This is a genomic window from Haloarcula marina, assembly GCF_024218775.1.
In the GTDB taxonomy this organism is placed as follows: Archaea; Halobacteriota; Halobacteria; order Halobacteriales; family Haloarculaceae; genus Haloarcula; species Haloarcula marina.
This window is the reverse complement of sequence record NZ_CP100404.1, coordinates 2,638,492-2,655,826: the sequence shown is the minus strand read 5'-3', so window position 1 is coordinate 2,655,826 and position 17,335 is coordinate 2,638,492. Positions and strand designations below refer to the sequence as shown.

Below are 17,335 nucleotides of genomic sequence, written 5' to 3'. Positions count from 1 at the left end.
TCGATGGCCTCGGCACTCATAGGGTTCGTCACCGTCGAGGAGTCACCTCGACTCGGAACGCACTGTCGTCATCGGCCGGGCCGACCTACCGCCCGCGTCGGCAAGACGGTTGCCCCTCGGCGGCACACGCATGAACAAACGCTAAACGGCAGGGGGCCATTCAATCGACCATGGACAGACGACGGTTCTTGACGCTCGCGGGGGCGGGCGTGGCGGGGGGAGTGGCCGGGTGTGGGGGAAGCGAGGCGAGCGGTGAGTCCGTCGAGGACCACCCGGCGGCGGCGGGCTATCGGGACCAGCCACGACAGGGGGAACTCGGCGGGCACGTCGTCCTCGCCTTCGAAGACCCGTCCTGCGAGCGCTGTGCGGCCTTCCACGAGAACACGGTACCGGACCTGCGCTCGAATCTGCTCGAACCGGGGCGGGCGGCCTACGTCGTCCGAACGTACCCCGTCGTCTTCCCGTGGGGCGAACCCGCGACGCAGGCGTTGGAGGCGACGTTCGCGCGGGACGGCGCGGCGTTCTGGTCGCTGTTCGAACACTACTTCGCCACTCGCTCGGCGTTCGACCGCGAGAACGTCCTCGACCGGACGGCGTCGTTCCTGAACGCGGAGACGGGCCTGGACGGCGACGCGGTGGCCGAGGACGCCCGGAACGAGGCCTACGACGACGCGGTGCAGGCGGACATCTCGGCGGCCGAGAACGCCGGGTTGGGTGAGACGACGCCCATCGTCCTTCTCTTTCGGGACGGCGAGTTCGTCACGAAGGTCAACGGGAGCGTCAGTTACGAGGTCATCGCGGAGGCGCTGGGAGAGGGCGGCTGATGGGCGCGCGCCGTCGGGTGAGTCGCCGCCTGCCGCTTCGCCGACGAGACTGGCGGCTGATGGGTCGGACCGCTCGACTCGTCCTCACACTTCCCGAGTACGCCGTGGTCGCGCTCCTCGCTGGCGTCGCCTCGCTGACGGCCTTCGTCGTCTCGCTGAACGTCCCGCTCGTCCTCGATTTGGTCGTCGGCGGGTCACTGCCGCTGGCGAGTCGACTGGTCGTCCTCGTGGAACTGTACCCCTTCGTCGGGACGTTCTTCGCGCCGGTACAGGGCGTCCTGCTGGTCGTCGTCGCCCTGCTGATGGGCGTCGACGTGGCGATGGCGACGTACCACTTCCGCGAACACGGCCTGAACATCCAACAGGGCGGGGCCGGGGCGGCCGGAGTCCTCCTCGGGACGCTCGGCGCTGGCTGTGCGGCCTGTGGGTCCGCCGTCCTCTTGGGACTGCTCTCGTTGCTCGGCGTCTCCACCTCGCTTCTGTTCCTGCCGCTGGACGGGTTGGAGTTCGCGCTGGGCGCGCTGGTGGTCATCACGCTCTCGATATACTGGCTCGCCGACGGGATGCGCGGCGGCGAGATAAACGGCTGTCCGGTCGACTTCTAGTCCGTCGTGGCGTGTCCGCCGCGAGCGACCGTCTCGGCCGCCTCGACTACCGCATCCGTGTCGAACTGCCCGAGTTCGCGCTGTAACTCGTCGGCGTCGGCGGCGAAGTCGGTCACGGTCCCGACCATCTCGCCGACCTGTGCGTCCTGTTCGTCGACGACTTCGGCGACGCCCTCGGCTTCGGTCGCCGTCTGTTCGGCGATGGCGCTGATGTCGTCGATGAGGCCGACGACTTCCTGCGCGGTGTCCGCTTGCTGGTTCGTCGCTCGGTCTATCTCTTGGATGCTGTCGTTGACCGACACCGTCGCGTCGACCACGTCTTCGAGCGTGGTGATGGTCTCGGAGATGGTGTCGCTGCCGCGGCCGACGGCGGACTCCATCGTCTCCATCGCGTCGACGGAGTCGCCGACCTGCGAGCGCAGGGTGCGGATGAGTCCCTCGACGTCGGTGGTCGCCTCTTGGGTCTCGCTGGCGAGTTGCTTGATTTCGTCGGCGACGACGGCGAATCCCGCACCGGCCTCGCCCGCGCGAGCGGCCTCGATGGAGGCGTTCAGCGCGAGCATGTTCGTCTCCTCGGCGATGCTGTCGATGACCTCGACGATTTCGGCCATGTCGTCGGCGATATCGTCCAACTCCCCGACTTCGTTCGCGGCGGTCATCGACTGGTGCCGGATGGCGTCGACGGCGCTCTGGGCCTCGGACGACGAGCGCTGGGCGTCGCGGCCGAGTTCGGCGGCGGTGCTGCTCCGGTCGGCGATTTGGGTCACCGAGGAGGCCATCTCCTCGACGGTGGCCGAGAGGTCGCTCAGTTCGTCGGCGGCGTCACCGAGTTGGCGGCGCTGGGTCTGTGCGCCGTCGGCGATTTCCGAGACGGCGTCGGTGACGCGTCCGGTTTCGGTCCGGACTGCGTCCCCGTCTCGGGCGACGCCGTCGCTCTCGTCGGCGATGCGGGTCGAGATGGTCTGTCCCTGCGCGACGGTCCGCTCTAAGGCAGCGAGCGTCTCGTTGATGGCGTGGCCCACCTCCGCCATCGCGTCGCTCATGCTGTCGGTGTCGACGCGGGCGGTCAGGTCCCCCTCGGCCGCGGCGTCGAGGGCGTCCCGATACTGGGTGGCTTTGAGTTCGAGGTGACTGCTCAGCGCCTCCATCTCGTTGCGTTCCCGTTCGACGCTCGTCTTCGCCTCTTCGGCCTCTTTCCGGGCCGCTTCGGCGTCTTCGCGGGCGGCCTCGGCGTCGGCGATAGTCTCGCCCATCGAGGCGGCGGTCCGTTCGAGGGTGTCGTACGTCTCGCCGATTTCGTCGAGACGGTCGACGCCGAAGTCGATGTCGTAGTCGCCCTCGTCGACTGATTTTGCCTTCGAACGAATTTCTGATATCGCCCGGTACAGCTCACAATAGCCCAGAAAACCGGTACAGAGAACGATAGCCGCGGCGAAGGCGACGGCCGGAAGCGCGTCGCTGAACAGCGTCGCGGCCATCGCCGGGCCGACGACCACGGAGATGACGGCGAGCAAGAACAGGCGAACGCCGAAGTCTCGGCGGAGGAAGTCGGGAAGATGCGGTTCGACGGTCATCGGGACGGCCCCGACGGCGACGAGCAACCGGCCGACGACTCGGTCGTCACTCGCGTCGGTACTCACGACACCACCTCGGCGGGGCGACTCCGGGTTCGGTATCGCCGATAGCGGCGGATGCGGACGGACATATCCCGAGTAGCGGTCCGGACCTCAAAAGCGCCGACCCCGGATTATCAGAGATGATGCTCGGTAGGTCAGTTCGTCGTCGTAATCTCGACCACGTCGCGGTGGTCCAGTTCCGTGTCGGCCCCGACCTGTCGCCCCGAGCGCACGTCGTGGGCGTGGAGGAAGCCGTCGCCGATGTCGGTGTGCAGGAAGTACGCGAAATCTTCGGCAGTCGACCCGTCGGGCAGGACGAAACAGTCCTGTAAGAACGTGCCGTCGTCCTGGGGCTTGCGCGCGCCGGGGAAGACGGCGATGGCTTCCAGTTCCTCGAACAGCGCGATTTCGAGGGCTTGCTGGACGCCGGTGCCGTCGAACTCGCCGACGAACTCGCGAATCTGTTCGAGACCGGCGGCCTTCTCGTCGGGGAGGTCCGCGGTCACCTCGAAGTCGTCGTCGCCGGGCCGGTAGTCCAGCACGCCCTGTTCCTCGCCGTTCTTCAGCGCCTTCTCGGCGTGGGCGGAGACGGGGACGAACGTGAGGTGTTCGTACTCGGGGTCCGCGGTCACCTCGTCCCAGTTGTCCTGTGCGGCGGGCGTGTCCATCTTGTTGGCCGCGATGACCATCGGTTTCGTGCGGATGCGGATTTCGCGGGCCAGCGTCTCCCGGTCGTCGTCGTCCCACGCGTCCGGGTCGAGTTCCATGTCCAGCGAGAGGATGACCTGCTTGATTTCGTCTTCGTTGATTTTGAACGCCGACATCTGCTCGGCGAGGTCAGTTTCGATGTCCTTGTCCTCGCCGTGGTAGCCGGAGCGATAGCGCTCGATGCCCTTCTCCAGAATGTCGAGGTACCACATGTCGAGTTCGTTCTCCAGGAAGTCGATGTCGTCTCGGGGGTCGTGTCCCTCCGTGGGTTCGCCCTCTAAGTCCGTCTCGCCGGTGAAGTCGACGACGTGGATGAGCACGTCGGCCTCGTTGAGGTCCGAGAGGAACTGGTTCCCGAGCCCTTTACCCTCGTGGGCACCCGGGACCAGACCGGCCACGTCGACGAGTTTCGTCGGGACGAACCGCATCCCGTCCTCGCAGTAGCCGTGGTTGGGCGTGCAACTGTGTTCGAACTCCGGCGCGGCACACTGGACGCGGACGTACGCCTCGCCCATCGAGGGGTCGATGGTCGTGAACGGGTACGCGCCCTCGGGCACGTCGTTCATCGTCGCCGCGTTGAAGAAGGTGGACTTGCCGACGGAGGGTTTGCCGACGAGTCCGATTTTGTAGCTCATTGGAAACCTAGAGACGAATCGGCGGCTAAAACGTTGTCAAACTGAGAGACAGCGTGTGTGACTAGCAAACGCACCCGCGCCGGGCGTCGCTCAGGGGACTCCGAAGACGATGACTGCGCCGTCGAGTGCGCCCGTCTCGGTCTGGAGCGGTGCGCCGTGGACGACGATTGGTTGCCGCGTGCCGTCCTCGCGGCGGACGACGTACGCCTCGTCGTGTATCGGGGCTTCGGCGGCGAGAACGCGGCTGAACGGGAGCGAGTCGCGGTCCACTGCCGTTCCATCGGGGCGTTCGAGTTCCCACGGCGCGTCGGAGTACGCCGACACATCCATCGCGTCGGTAGTCGTTCCGAGCAGTTCGCGGGCCCGTTCGTTGCGAAGTTCGACCGCTCCGTGTCGGTCGTGGACGACGATGCCCATCGGCGTCGCTTCGAGGATTCGGTCGCGCCGATGGGTCTCTCGCCTGAGTTCGGCCACCGTCTCCGTCCGCTCCACGGCGTTCCGGATGCGGTTGGCCAGCAGTGTGAACTGGTCGAGACCGGGTTTCTTCTGCAGGTAGTCGGTGACGCCGATGGAGATGGCGTCGCTCGCGACCGCTTCGCTCCCCTTTCCGGTGAACACGAAACACGGGAGGTCCGGATGCGCCTCACGAACCGATTCGAGGAGCGCCAGTCCGTTCCGCTCGGGCATCTCGTAGTCGCTCACGACCGCGTCGAACTCGGGGAGGTCGAACCGCTCGCGAACTGCAGTTGGGTCCGTCGTCGTCGTGACGGCGAACCCTCCCTCGCGTTCGAGCGCGTCGGTCGCCAAATCGAGGAACGCCGCGTCGTCGTCGACGTGGAGTACCCGTATGTCGCGGGTCACGACTATCTCGTCGTTACTGTTGGCGGAGAGTCGCATATAGACCGGGGGTCCATACGGGCACAGACTTTGCTCGCCGTTGCGCTCCGTTCCTACGCGTCGCGTCGTCGGGCGACAGTCATAGCTCGACTGACCGTGTGCAGTCCTCCGTCGCTCAGATTCTCGCTAACGAGAGTTCGTACACGTTGACCGGCAGTTCCTGGCCCCCGAACTCCGCGGTACGCTCGCCGACGTGGTCGAAGTGCTTGCGGTAGAAGGCGTTCCCCATCTCGTTGTCGACCAGCACTTCGTCCCGCACCGTCCGGACCGAGAGGCTCTTGAGGTGTTTCTCGCCCCGTTCGAGCAGTTCGGTCCCGACGCCTTCGCCCCAGTAATCGGGGTGGACGTACAGGTCGAGGTCGCCGATACCGGCCGGGTCGGTCATGCCGCAACTGGCGTAGCCGACCACGTCGCCGTCCGCTTCGGCCACGAACAGGCCGATGTCGTCTACGTCCGCCATGCGTTCGAGGACAGAGGGCGCGTACCCCTGCCCGAGGAGTTCGTCGACCGTCTCCGCACCGAGGATGCCGTCGTAGACGGCGTGCCACGAATCACGCGCGACACGCTGGATGCCCGGCACGTCGTCCGTCGTCGCTGGCCGCACAGTCAGTTGGAACGACATGTCTACGACTCAGACGGCCAGCGCCAAAGAACTATGCGTCGTGGTACCACCCTACTCGCCAGCGCGTTCGCGGGCGGCCGCCACCACGAGCGGAAGGGTGATGGTCGCGTCGGCGTACACCGAGACGTTGCGGGCGTCTTTCTCCAGTTTCCCCCACGACCGCGCCTCGTCCAGCGTCGCCCCGGACAGGCCGCCGGTGTTCGAGGAGTCCATGGTCAACTGGACGGCGTAGTCGTAGGCGTCCGGCGAGACGAGCATCGTCTGGAGGACGTAGTTCTTCGGGACGCCGCCGCCGACGAGCATCGCGCCCGCGCTGTCGGCCTCGTAGGCGATGTCCGTGATGTCGGTCATGTCGGCCAGGGCGTCGACGGTGAACTCGCTCGTCTGGGAGTACATCCACGCCTGCAAACCCAGCACGGAGTCCTGGAAGGCCGGACAGTAGACGGGCACGTCGTTCTCGTAGGCGGCCGCCAGCACACCGGCGTCCTCGGCCACGTCCTCGCGCTCGTTGACCTCGCTGTTGGCCCGGCCCAGTTCCTCGGTCATCCGCTGGATGGGCACCGTCCCCTCGTCTTCGAGGACGGTGAACACCTCGTCGCGGAGGTGGGACTCGAACAGCGCGAAGTGTTCCTGCGGGAGATAGACGTTGTAGATGCGGTCGACGCCCTCGTCGCGGAGCGTCTCGTCGTGTTCGCGCTCGGTTCGCTCGGGCGGCGTCACCTCGCCGTGGTGGTGTTTGCCGCCGATGGCCTCGATGGTGTCGTGGGTCAGGTTCGCGCCCGTCGTCACCAGCACGTCGATGTGGCCGTCCCGAATCAACTCCGAGACGATGGCGCGCATCCCGGTCGGTACCATCGCGCCCGCCAGTCCGAAGAACGTCGTCACGTCGTCGTCGAGCATCTCGGCGTACACGTCGACGGCCTCGTGGAGGTCGTTCGCGCCGATACCCGCGTCGCCGTAGCTCTCTGCCAATTCGCCGACGGTCATCCCGGCGCGGGCCTCGGCGTGGCCGATGGGGTCGTGACTGAACGTCTCGCGGTCCTCGTGGTCGCTCATTGGTCCCCTGTGGTCCGTCGGGGGGCTTGAACCACGTGGTTCCCACCGATGTTGCGAGTCGGTGGCGAAAGGACATTGTGTGCGCCCGCCCTGGATACGGGCAATGAAGGCGTCGAGTGGGTCGCTCTCGGAGCGAACCGTCGAGCGACTGCGAGAGGGCGTGACCCGCGTCGACGACCGACCGCCACTCGTCGTCCGGAGTCCGTTCACCGACGAGCGAGTCGGGGCCGTCCCGGCCTGCCAACCTGCCGACGTAGCGGCGGCCGCCGAGCGAGCGCGGGCCGCACAGGAGGCCTGGGCCGCCCGCCCAATCGAGGAGCGCGCGGGGGTTCTCCAGCGGTTCGCCGACCGCGCTATCGAGGCCCGCGAGGAACTGCTCGACGTGGTCCAACTGGAGGCCGGGAAAGCGCGCCTCGACGCGCACGTCGAGCTATTGGACGTGGTCCTCACGGCGGACTACTACGCACGGAGGGGGCCAACCCACCTCGACGCGGCGCGGCGAGCGGGCGGGATTCCGCTGTTGACGACGGCCGTCGAGCGCCACGACCCGGTCGGACTCGTCGGCCTCATCGAACCGTGGAACTACCCCCTGACCCTCGCCATCTCGGACATGCTCCCGGCGCTACTGGCCGGTAACGGCGCGATACTCAAGCCCGCCGAGGCGACGCCGTTCTGCGCGCTCCGGGCCGTCGAACTGCTGACAGAGGCGGGCGTGCCCGAGGACCTCGTGCAGGTGGTCACCGGCGAGGGACCGACGCTCGGCGAACCGCTCGTCTCGAACGTCGACCACGTCACGTTCACCGGGAGCACGGAGACGGGCCGCACCGTCGCGGCGCTGGCCGGGGAACACCTCGTCGACGCCTCGATGGAACTCGGCGGGAAGAACGCCGCCGTCGTCCTCGGGGACGCCGACATCTCGCAGGCGGTCCGGGGCCTCGTCCACGGCTGTTTCGCCAACGCCGGTCAGCTGTGCATTTCCTTCGAGAGAATATACGTCGAAGAGGGGTTGTACGACGATTTCATCTCGGAGTTCGTCGATGCCACCGAGGCCCTGACCCTCGGCGCGTCGCTCGACTTCGCGGCCGATGTGGGGTCGCTCATCGGCCAGCACCAACTCGACACCGTCGAGGACCACGTCGCCGACGCGCGCGAACGAGGCGCGACCGTCGAGACCGGCGGCCGCCGCCGCGAAGACGTGGGACCGCTGTTCTACGCGCCGACGGTGCTGACCGACCTCCCCGAGGACGCGACGGCCGCCTGCGAGGAGACGTTCGGCCCGGTCGTCTCGGTGACGCCCGTGGCCGACGCCGACGAAGCCGTCGTGCGGACCAACGACACGCCGTACGGCCTCCACGCCAGCGTGTGGACGGATGATACCGACCGCGGGGAGGCGCTCGCTCGCCGCATCGAGACGGGGTCGGTGTCGGTCAACGACGCCTTCCTCGGGATGTGGGCCGCGACCGATGCCCCGATGGGCGGCGTCGGCGATTCGGGTATCGGGCGTCGGCACGGGGGCGACGGCATCCGGAAGTACACGGAAACCCAGACCGTGGCGACCCAACGAGTCCATCCGCTCGCGCCCGTCGACGGCGTTCCGAACCGCGTGGCCGCCGTCGCGACCACCTACGGGATTCGGGCGCTCCGTAGACTTCGGCGCTTCTCGCCGCTGGAGCGCGAGTGATGCAGTTCCTGACCGGCTTTCCCGGGTTTCTCGGGTCGGCACTCGTCGGGCGACTGCTCGACCGGAGCGACGAGGGCGTGACCTGTCTGGTCCAGTCGACCTACCGCGACACCGCCGAGCGTCGCGCCCGGGAGATAACCGCCGAAGTCGGCGTCCCGCGCGCCCGCCTCTCGCTCGTCGAGGGCGACATCACCGACCCGTCGCTCGGAGTGGCCGACTACGACCGCCTCGCCGACACCACCGAGGCGGTGTATCACCTCGCCGCCGTCTACGACCTCGGGGTCGACGCAGACCTCGCGGACCGAGTCAACGTCGACGGGACCAACCACGTCCTCGACTTCGCTGAGGCCGCCGAAGTCCGGCGGTTCCACTACGTCAGCACCTGCTACGTCAGCGGGCGCTACGACGGGACGTTCACCCACGCCGACCTCGACGTGGGCCAGTCGTTCCACAACCACTACGAGCGGACGAAGTTCGCGGCCGAGGTCGAGGTCCAGCGCCGCATGGACGCGGGGCTTCCGGCGACGGTTTACCGCCCGGCAATCGCCGTCGGCGACAGTCGCACCGGCGAGACCCAGAAGTACGACGGGCCGTACTACCTCCTCTCGCTCCTTCGCCGCCAGCCGAGAGTGGCGTTCGCGCCCGCACCGATTCGTCCGAACGCCCGTCGACTGAACGTCGTCCCGCGGGAGTTCGTGGTCGACGCCCTCGCGGAACTCTCCCGACGAGAGGACACCGTTGGCGAGGTGTACCAACTCTGTAACCCGCATCCACCCACAATCGGTCGTCTGGTCCGGGCACTCGGGCGGGCCGCCGACCGCGTCGCGGTCCCGGTCCCGGGAACGGTCGGCCTCTCGAAGGCGGTTCTCGACGCCGCGCCGTGGCTGGCGAACCGATTCGGCGTCGACCCGGCGGCACTGCCGTACCTGGCCCATCCGACGACGTACACCGACGAGAACACGCGCCGGGCGCTGGCGGGAACGGGGATTCGCTGTCCGCTGTTCGAGAGCTACGTCGACCGCTTGGTCGCGTACGTCCGCGACCATCCGGAACTGGACGACGCGGCGATGGTCTGACGGTCAGTCGAGGTGCGCGGCGACGGCCGTTTCGAGGTCCGCCAAGGGGACCGTCTCCGCGTCGACGGTCGGCGTATCGAGATCCCGTTCGGTGTAACCGGTGCCGGTCGCCACCAGCACCACGTCCTCGTTCGGGGCGAACGAGCCACGCTCGGCGAGGCGGTTCGCACCGGCCAGCGCCGTCGCGCAGGCGCTCTCGACGAACAGGCCCGCGCGCTCGGCGAGTGCGCGGCGAGCGGCGAGGATGGCGTCGTCGTCGACGGCGAGAACCGCGCCGTCCGTCTGGCGGGCGGCCGCCAACACCCGATTGCCGCTCGGCGGGTCGGCGTTCGCGATGGAGTAGGCGACCGTCTCGCCGCCCTCGACGGCGGTCACGGCGTGGTCGCCGCGGTCCCACGCGTCGGCGATGGGCGCGCAGGCCGCCGCTTGCACGAAGTACAGTCGCGGAAGGTCCGAGTGGAGGCCCGCCGCACGAACTTCGCGGAACGCCTTCCAGATACCGCTCGCGTGGCCGCCGCTGGAGACGGGAAGGACGATGGCGTCCGGGCCGTCGGGCGCGAACGACTCGGCGATTTCGAGGCCGGTGGTCTTCTGCCCGGCGACCCGAAGCGGCGTATCGGAGTTGACGAACGCGACGGCCTGCTCACGGTCGACCCGGACCGACTCCTCGTACAACCGCCCGTAGTCGCCGTCGACCCGGAGTATCGTCGGGTCGTGACGCGCGATGAGGCCGAGTCGCGCTGTCGGGATGTCCGCCGGGACCAACACCAGACAGTCCAGTCCGGCGCTGGCGGCGTGGGCCGCCATCGACCGCGCCATGTTGCCGTGGGAGACGGTCCCGACCGCGTCGTAGCCCGCCCGTTCGGCGGCGGCGACCCCGACCGCGCTCCCGCGGTCTTTGAACGTCCCCGTCGGATTCGCGCCCTCGAACTTCACGTGGACGGTCGCACCCACCGAGTCGTCGAGGCGCGGCGCGCGGACCAGCGGCGTCCCGCCCGCGCCAGCGGCCAGTCCGGCGGGGTCCACGTCGGGGAGGAGTTCGCGATAGCGCCACAGCGACCGCTCGCCGGTCGTCGGCCACTCGAAGTCGGTCGGGTCGGTGTCGAGCCAAACCGGTTCGCCGCAGGGGCACCGCGGGCCGTCGGCCAGCGCCCCCTCTCGTCCGCAGGCGTAACAGGCCACTGAGAGGTCCATACCGTCGCTTCGAACCCGGCGCTCGTAGCGTTGTGCCTCAGTCCACGGCCAGCGACGCGCCACAGCAGTCCGAGCGGTACCGCTCCCGTTCGCGGACGAGTTTGCAGTCCCGATACCGGCGGGCGACGACGTCGCCGCAGGACTCGCAGGTGAGGACGTGCTTCGCTTCGGCGAAGGCGGGACAGTGGACCTCGGTGTCCAACGCCGCGGCGCGCGCCCGGAACGCCGCGCCGTGGTCGGTCGTCCCGTCGCGCTGGTACTGCTCGACGTGAATCAGTTCGTGGCGCAGGGTCGCTTCCCACTCCGCGCGGTCGAACGAGTCGAAGGCTTCGCGGGTCAGCGAGAGGGTACACGGGAGCGGGCGGCCGTCGGCGCCGTCGACACGCTCCCAGTCGTACGGTTCCCCGACGGTCGCGTCGGGGAGTTTCGGCCGCTTGACCGCCGCCGCACGGCGCTTGGCCCGCGAGGACACCTCCCACTCGACGAGGTCGAAGCGCACGTCGACGCCCCACTCGCGGCGCACCTGCCGACAGTACTCGCGCGACCACGCGACGATGTCTGCGTCCGACGATACCGACTCGTAGGCGACCGTCGCGCCCATCAGAGACCGGTCGGGCAGTCGACGAACGTCGTCTCCAGCCCCCACGAGTCCAGCGTCGACTGGAGCGACCGGACGCCGAACGTCTCGGTGGCGTAGTGGCCCGCCAAGACGACGTTGATGCCCGCCTCGCGCGCTTCGTGGTAGGCCTGCTGTTTCCCCTCGCCGGTGACGAGTACGTCAGCGTCCGCGTCGACAGCCTCGTCCAGCCAATCGACGCCGCTCCCGGTGACGATGGCGACGCTCTCTATCTCGTCGGGACCGAACTCGAGCGTCTGGACGGATTGACCGCCGGTGTCGAGTTCGTCTTCGAGCGTCGCGGCGAGGTCGTCGAGCGTCATCGCCTCCGCGAGGGTCCCGCGCTGGCCGATGTACTCCGGGCCTATCGCGCCGAAGGGCGCGCGGTCGTTCAGTTCGAGTAAATCCCCGAGACCGGCGGCGTTGCCGAGGGACTGGTGGCCGTCCAGCGGGAGGTGCGCGACGTACAGCGCCATGTCGTCCTCGAGAAGCGGCGCGACTCGGCGGTAGGTCGTCCCGGTGACTCGCTCGACGCTCCCCCAGACGATGCCGTGGTGGGTCACGAGCAGGTCCGCACCGGCGTCGCTGGCTCGGGCGATAGTCTCGACGGCCGCGTCGACGGCGACGGCGACGTGTTCGACCGACTGGTCGGCGGGACCGACCTGTAGCCCGTTGGGACTCGCGTCGATATCGGCGTACGCCGCCACGTCGAGTTCGTCGTCGAGTCGGGCGGCGATGTCTCCTGCGTGCATGGCCGGGTGTTGCCCGTCGGGGGTGGTAGGCCTTCCCCCTCTACTCGGCGGCGACGAACTGCCCGTCCTCGACGCCGATGAGGTTGCGCTCGACGGCCGCCTCGATGACGGCGTCGAACTCCGCCGGTTTCAGGTCGTAGGCGTTGATGGCGACCTCTCGGATCTCGTTGCGGTCGACCGGGAACTGGCGGTTCTGGAGCAGGCGCATCACCTTGTTGTACTCCAGTCGCGTCAGTGAGGGGCCGTCGTCGCCGGTCCCGGTGTCGTCGTCGGCCGCGTTGGCGGCCGTCTCGGCGGCTCTGTCGGCCGTCTCATCGTCCGCGCCCGCCTCGGCTATCGGATGCGCTTCGTCGGCGGGGTCCGATTTGGATTCAGGTTCGGAGGCCGGTACAGAACCCGACTCGGTCTCGGTCACCGCGTCGGCGGCCTCCGCGTCTGTATCCGTACTTTCGCCCTCGTCCACGCCGTCGATGAGGCCCGCGTCCGTCTCGTTGGCGTCGCCGACGGCGTCCGGGTCGGGTTGGGGTTCCATGCCGGACTCGTCCATCGCGCCGCTCTGGTCCTCGGGGTCGACGGCGGCGACGACTTCCTTCAGCACCGTCGCGAGTTTCCGGCGGCAGGTGGGACAGAGGACGACCGTCTGGTCGGTCGCGTCGTCGGACTGGAGGCGTTTCGGAACGACCGGATACTCCGTCAGGGACGCGTCGAGGGCGGCCCCGCAGAAGTAACAGGAGGAGAGTCGGTCCATATCCTCGCATCTCCGCGCGCCGACTTAAAACCGGTACGAGTTACCCTGGACACCCGCCGGAAAAGGCGTCCGCTCGCGCGTCGGCCGGAACCGTCACCCGGACTCGGTCCCCGTAGTCCCGATACCGAGTAGTCACCGTCGCCGTGGCCGTCTCGCCGTCACCGCTGACGACGACCCTCACCTCGCTCTGGACCGGTCGGTTCGTCGCCGCGTCCACCCAGAAGTCGACGGTGACGCTGTCGACGTTCGGCCCGCCGAACACCGGACTGGCACTCGTCCCGTCGCTGTACGCGTCGAGCGCGTCCTTCGAGGGCGACCCCGTGAGGTGAACGGTCTCGTGACCGTCGACCGTCTCCGTGCCGTTGTGGTAGAGGCCCCCGGTCGAGAGCAGGGCCAACTGCCGACCCAGCGGCGTCGCCTCGGTCCAGTTACGCTCGGACGGAATCTCCTCTTCCCCCCAGAAACCGGTCGGCATGGTCGTCCGACACTGCGTGTACGCCGTTCGGTTGTCGAGGTAGGTCCGGGTGGTCGCGCCGTCGACGGTGACGTTCGTCACGGCGCGGCGGGTCGTCACGTTGACCGTCCCGGTCCCGGTGCCCGAGACGCGGTCACCGCTCGCCGTCGTCGAAACGTCGAACGAGAGGTCGTACCGGTACGATTCGACGGTCTGCGCGCGGTCGCGGACGCTGTCTAGCCGGTCGACGGCCTCGGCCTCGCGGACCGGGTCGCCCCCGAGGAGGGAACACCCGGCGAGGACGAGACAGACAGCGAGCGCTACGTGGAGGGCGGGGCGGCGCATCGCTCAGCGGTTTTCGTGAGAGCGAAATGAATCTTGTGGCGACCCGGGGCTACGACTCGGCGGCGTGGGCAAAGGCGAACGCCCGCAGGAGTTTCGCCGCAAGCGTCGCCGCTTGGCCGTCGTCCCGGTCGTTCACCTCGACGGCGTCGAACCCGACGGCGTGGGGTGCGACCGACCGGACCACGTCGCGCATCTCCCGGGGCGCGAGGCCGAACGGTTCGGGCGTCCCGGTCCCCGGCGCGAACCCGGGGTCGGCGGCGTCGATGTCCACCGAGAGATAGGCGCGTTCGTCGCCGAAGTCCGGCGTCCAGTCGGCCACGTCCTCGGGGGGAACGACCGTCACGTCCGTCTCCGAGGCGCGCTCCCACTCTGCCTCGCTTCCGGTCCGTGCCCCGAGGACGACGGCGCGGTCGGCCACCGACAGCACGTGGTGGGTTACCGTCGCGTGGGAGCGCTCGTCGCCCGCGTAGGACTCTCGTAAATCGAGATGGGCGTCCAGGCAGACGAACACGTCGGGGTCGAGGGCGCGGACGGCGGCGACGGTGACGGTGTGTTCGCCGCCGACCAGTAACGGCGTCGCGCCGTCGCCGTCGAACTCCCGGAACAGGCTTTCGAGGAAGGTCAGGTACTCGCCCGTGTCGGCCGTCGGCCCCACGTCGCCGTGGTCGTACACCGACAACTCGGTGAAGTGCTGGTCGGTGCGGTGGTCGTAGTCGTCGAACTGCTCGCCGAACTCGCGAACGCGGCGCGGGCCGAAACGAGCGCCGGGACGAAAAGAGGTCGAGGCGTCCAGCGGCGCTCCCACGAGAGCGTAGGCGGCCTCGCGGCGGTCGGCGACCGCACCGGGGAACATCGTTACGTGCGGGTGATCTTGCGCTGTTCCTCGTACTCGAGGTATTCGATTTCGTCGTCGGGTTCGAGGGCCACGTCGTCGGGCATCAGCATCGTGAACGTCTCGTAGGTGTCGAGGTCCATGACCTGCGCGTCGTCGCCGTCGGTGGAGACGACCTGCCCCTGCTTTCGCGTGATGATGGGGACCCAAATCTTCGCGTCGACGGGTTGGGAGAGCGACCGCTTCTTGTCGTCGAAGACGCCCCGGGCGTCGATACGGGCCTTGGCGCTGCCGTGCTTGCCGGGCTTGGCCGTGCTGTAGGAGTCGATTTTACACGGCGCGTCCTCTATCATGACGTAGCTCCCTTCGTCGAGTTCGCGAACTTCAGTCTGCTCTCTTGCCATACCGCCGCGTTACCCCTGTTGCAGTATAAACGGTTTGGAATGGCGCAGTCCGAGGGCAGGCCGACCGGAACGGCCCGTACGTCGGTCGCTCGTCGGTGATTCCGCGGCCACAGCGCGAGTTAGAAGTGCTTATTACTCGCGAATAGCACCAAGTGGTATGCCACTCACCGACGAACAGTTCGAACAGTACCAGCGGGACGGCTACGTCGTCGTCGAGGACTGCCTCGACGGTGCGACGGTCGAGGCCGTCACTGAGCGAATCGACGCGTACGTCCGGAACGACCGCGACGCGACCCAGTTCGAGCGGATGCTCGAACCGGACGCCGAGGACGCGGCCTTGGGCGACGCCGACCCGGTCCGGAAGTTCGAGGGCGTCGGGATGGTCCGCGAGGACGACGTGTTCGCCGAGTTGGTCCGCGACGAGGCCATCGTCGACGTGGTCCGGCAGTTGCAGGGGCCGAACCTCCACCTCCTGCGGAGCGCGGCGATGCTGAAACCGCCCCGCGTCGGCAGCGAGAAGAAGTTCCACCAAGACGCCGCCTACTACCCGATTCACCCGATGGACCACGTCACCGTCTGGGTCGCGCTCGACCAGTCGACGACCGAGAACGGCTGTATGCAGGTGGTTCCGGGCGCGCACACGGACGGTTTGCTGGGTCACGAGGCCGTCGAGTACGACACGGACATCGCCATCTCGGAGGCCGACTACACGCCCGAAGACGCCGTCGCGTTACCGATGGAACCCGGCGACGTGCTCTTCCAGCACTGCCTGCTCCCCCACTACACCGCGCCCAACGAGACCGAGGACTGGCGGCGGGCGTTCATCGCGGCGTACATGCGCAGTCGCTCGCGCTTCACCGACCAGAACCCGCCGGAGTGGGTCGACAGCTACGACGTGACCGGCGACTCGTTCCGGGGGTGCGTCTGAGATGGCGACCACGGACGCGGGTCTCCGATCGCGCCTCTCCGAGATGGGGCCGACCTGGCTCGCGGGCGCTATCGCCACCGGTCCGGCGACGATTGGCGCGCTCGTCACTGCGGGCGCGAGTTTCGACTACACGCTCCTGTGGGTCGTCGTCCTCTCGGCGGTGATGGGCGCGACGGCACAGTACCTCGCGATGCGCCTCGGCCTGCTGACCGAGGCGGGTATCGTCGCCGTCGTCGAGGACAACCTCGGCGAGGCGTGGGCGTGGCTGCTGGTCGCCGACGCCGTCGTCGCCGCCGGACTGGCCCAACTGGTCATCATGAAGACGCTCGCGGCCGTCTCCGCGGAAGTCGCGGGCCTCACCCCGGTCACCTGGGCGGGTATCTGGGGCGTCGTGCTGGCCGTCGGCCTCGCTGGCGGTGGCTACGAGTACGCCGAACGCGGCGCGAAGGTGCTGGTGTCGCTCGTCGTCCTCCTGTTCGTCGCCTCGCTGTTCGTCGTCCCCATCGACTACGGCGCGGCCGCCGCGGGCCTCGTTCCCACCGTCCCGGCGGGCGTCGAGGGGGCGCTACTCGCCGCCGGTATCCTCGGCGGCGCGGTCCACATCGCGCTGGTGACGATGCAGTCGTACACGATGCGGGCGCGTGGCTGGACAACCGACGACTCGGCGCTCGCACGCTTCGACGTGGGCGCGTCGATGCTCGTCGCCTTCGGCGTCGCCAGCCTCGCCATCTTCCTCGTCGCCGCCTCGGTCCTCAGCGACCCGAGTCTCGGGGCCGTCGGCGCGGCCACGGCGCTCGGCCCCCTCGTCGGGTCGAACGCGAAGTGGCTGTTCCTGTTGGGTCTGTGGGGCGCGGCCGTGACGACACTCGGCGGCAACACCGTCGTCCCGCCGTACCTCATCGCCGACAAGATGGGGTGGGAACAGGACACCGACGACTCGCGCTACCGTGCCGCCATCGCCGCGTTCGCCTTGGTCAGCGTCCTCGGCGTGTTCGTGCCCGGCGCGGTGTTCGGACTGCTGATTCAGGCGCTCGCCGTCGGGTTCGTCGGGACGCCGTTCGTGCTGTTGCTCGTCCTCTATCTCCTCAACGACCCGACCGCCGTCCCGCAGACGAACTCCCCGCTGGAAAACGTCGGCGGCGTCCTGCTGGTCGGTATCAGCACCGTCGTCGCCGGACAGTGGGTCCAGCGCGTGGCGGCGGGCGGCGTCGCCGACCCCGTCTCGCTGGCGATTCTCGCCTTCGCCGCCGTCCTCGCCGCCGCCATGCTCGGTCTCCTCGGCCTCACGGTCAGAAACTGGCTGGCCGACGACCCCGAGCGAGCGGTGGCGGCCGACTGAGCG

General features: G+C 68.5%; 18 protein-coding genes. 6 read left to right on the top strand and 12 right to left on the bottom strand.

What is annotated here, in order from left to right:
- Positions 1 to 170: 170 nt before the first annotated feature.
- Positions 171 to 824, top strand: coding sequence for a DsbA family protein (locus NJQ44_RS13940; protein WP_254271958.1), 654 nt, complete (start codon positions 171 to 173; stop codon positions 822 to 824).
- Positions 824 to 1,429 carry a hypothetical protein gene (locus tag NJQ44_RS13935; protein ID WP_254271957.1) on the top strand — a complete coding sequence of 202 codons (606 nt, stop codon included), beginning with the start codon at positions 824 to 826 and terminating at the stop codon, positions 1,427 to 1,429. The genes NJQ44_RS13940 and NJQ44_RS13935 overlap by 1 nt, the downstream gene beginning before the upstream one ends.
- On the opposite strand, the gene NJQ44_RS13930 is transcribed toward NJQ44_RS13935, so the two are convergent.
- The 5 genes from NJQ44_RS13930 to NJQ44_RS13910 form a co-directional block, all read right to left on the bottom strand.
- Positions 1,426 to 3,069 carry a methyl-accepting chemotaxis protein gene (locus NJQ44_RS13930; protein WP_254271956.1) on the bottom strand — a complete coding sequence of 548 codons (1,644 nt, stop codon included), beginning with the start codon at positions 3,067 to 3,069 and terminating at the stop codon, positions 1,426 to 1,428. The genes NJQ44_RS13935 and NJQ44_RS13930 overlap by 4 nt on opposite strands.
- A 131-nt stretch (positions 3,070 to 3,200) precedes the next feature.
- Positions 3,201 to 4,388 (bottom strand): redox-regulated ATPase YchF, encoded by a 1,188-nt coding sequence (locus NJQ44_RS13925; RefSeq protein ID WP_254271955.1) that lies wholly within the window; start codon positions 4,386 to 4,388, stop codon positions 3,201 to 3,203.
- Positions 4,389 to 4,478: 90 nt separating this feature from the next.
- Positions 4,479 to 5,285, bottom strand: coding sequence for a response regulator (locus tag NJQ44_RS13920; RefSeq protein ID WP_254271954.1), 807 nt, complete (start codon positions 5,283 to 5,285; stop codon positions 4,479 to 4,481).
- Positions 5,286 to 5,400: 115 nt separating this feature from the next.
- Positions 5,401 to 5,907, bottom strand: coding sequence for a GNAT family N-acetyltransferase (locus tag NJQ44_RS13915; RefSeq protein ID WP_254271953.1), 507 nt, complete (start codon positions 5,905 to 5,907; stop codon positions 5,401 to 5,403).
- A gap of 51 nt (positions 5,908 to 5,958) precedes the next feature.
- Positions 5,959 to 6,963: a deoxyhypusine synthase gene (locus tag NJQ44_RS13910; RefSeq protein WP_254271952.1), complete on the bottom strand. Its 1,005-nt coding sequence runs from the start codon at positions 6,961 to 6,963 to the stop codon at positions 5,959 to 5,961.
- Positions 6,964 to 7,066: 103 nt separating this feature from the next.
- Between NJQ44_RS13910 and NJQ44_RS13905 the strand changes: the two genes are divergently transcribed.
- Together NJQ44_RS13905 and NJQ44_RS13900 are read left to right on the top strand one after the other, a co-directional pair.
- Positions 7,067 to 8,644: a succinic semialdehyde dehydrogenase gene (locus NJQ44_RS13905; RefSeq protein WP_254271951.1), complete on the top strand. Its 1,578-nt coding sequence runs from the start codon at positions 7,067 to 7,069 to the stop codon at positions 8,642 to 8,644.
- A complete protein-coding gene (locus NJQ44_RS13900; RefSeq protein ID WP_254271950.1) occupies positions 8,644 to 9,720 on the top strand; it encodes an SDR family oxidoreductase in 1,077 nt (358 codons plus the stop codon). Before NJQ44_RS13905 ends, NJQ44_RS13900 begins: the two co-directional genes overlap by 1 nt.
- Before the next feature lie 3 nt (positions 9,721 to 9,723).
- Here the strand turns inward: NJQ44_RS13900 and thrC are convergent, their stop codons facing one another.
- Genes thrC through NJQ44_RS13865 form a run of 7 tightly spaced genes read right to left on the bottom strand, consistent with a single transcriptional unit; the run spans position 9,724 to position 15,065 of the window.
- On the bottom strand, positions 9,724 to 10,914 hold the full coding sequence (gene thrC, locus NJQ44_RS13895; protein ID WP_254271949.1) for a threonine synthase: 1,191 nt from the start codon (positions 10,912 to 10,914) through the stop codon (positions 9,724 to 9,726).
- Between the two features lie 37 nt (positions 10,915 to 10,951).
- Complete coding sequence (locus NJQ44_RS13890) at positions 10,952 to 11,515, bottom strand: SprT-like domain-containing protein (RefSeq protein ID WP_254271948.1); 564 nt, start codon at positions 11,513 to 11,515, stop codon at positions 10,952 to 10,954.
- Positions 11,515 to 12,282, bottom strand: a complete 768-nt coding sequence (locus tag NJQ44_RS13885; protein ID WP_254271947.1) for a Nif3-like dinuclear metal center hexameric protein — start codon at positions 12,280 to 12,282, stop codon at positions 11,515 to 11,517. The genes NJQ44_RS13890 and NJQ44_RS13885 overlap by 1 nt, the downstream gene beginning before the upstream one ends.
- 40 nt (positions 12,283 to 12,322) lie before the next feature.
- Positions 12,323 to 13,030 carry a DUF8528 domain-containing protein gene (locus NJQ44_RS13880; protein ID WP_254271946.1) on the bottom strand — a complete coding sequence of 236 codons (708 nt, stop codon included), beginning with the start codon at positions 13,028 to 13,030 and terminating at the stop codon, positions 12,323 to 12,325.
- Between the two features lie 40 nt (positions 13,031 to 13,070).
- Positions 13,071 to 13,829 (bottom strand): LolA-like protein, encoded by a 759-nt coding sequence (locus NJQ44_RS13875; RefSeq protein WP_254271945.1) that lies wholly within the window; start codon positions 13,827 to 13,829, stop codon positions 13,071 to 13,073.
- Between the two features lie 49 nt (positions 13,830 to 13,878).
- Complete coding sequence (gene speB / locus NJQ44_RS13870) at positions 13,879 to 14,682, bottom strand: agmatinase (RefSeq protein WP_254271944.1); 804 nt, start codon at positions 14,680 to 14,682, stop codon at positions 13,879 to 13,881.
- 2 nt (positions 14,683 to 14,684) lie between these two features.
- The gene (locus NJQ44_RS13865; protein ID WP_254271943.1) at positions 14,685 to 15,065 is read right to left on the bottom strand and encodes a translation initiation factor IF-5A; all 381 of its coding nucleotides are present in this window, start codon (positions 15,063 to 15,065) and stop codon (positions 14,685 to 14,687) included.
- Between the two features lie 157 nt (positions 15,066 to 15,222).
- On the opposite strand from NJQ44_RS13865, the gene NJQ44_RS13860 reads away from it, so the two are divergent.
- Both NJQ44_RS13860 and NJQ44_RS13855 read left to right on the top strand, forming a co-directional pair.
- Positions 15,223 to 15,993: a phytanoyl-CoA dioxygenase family protein gene (locus NJQ44_RS13860; RefSeq protein ID WP_254271942.1), complete on the top strand. Its 771-nt coding sequence runs from the start codon at positions 15,223 to 15,225 to the stop codon at positions 15,991 to 15,993.
- 1 nt (position 15,994) lies between these two features.
- Complete coding sequence (locus NJQ44_RS13855; RefSeq protein ID WP_254271941.1) at positions 15,995 to 17,332, top strand: NRAMP family divalent metal transporter; 1,338 nt, start codon at positions 15,995 to 15,997, stop codon at positions 17,330 to 17,332.
- Positions 17,333 to 17,335 lie beyond the last annotated feature (3 nt).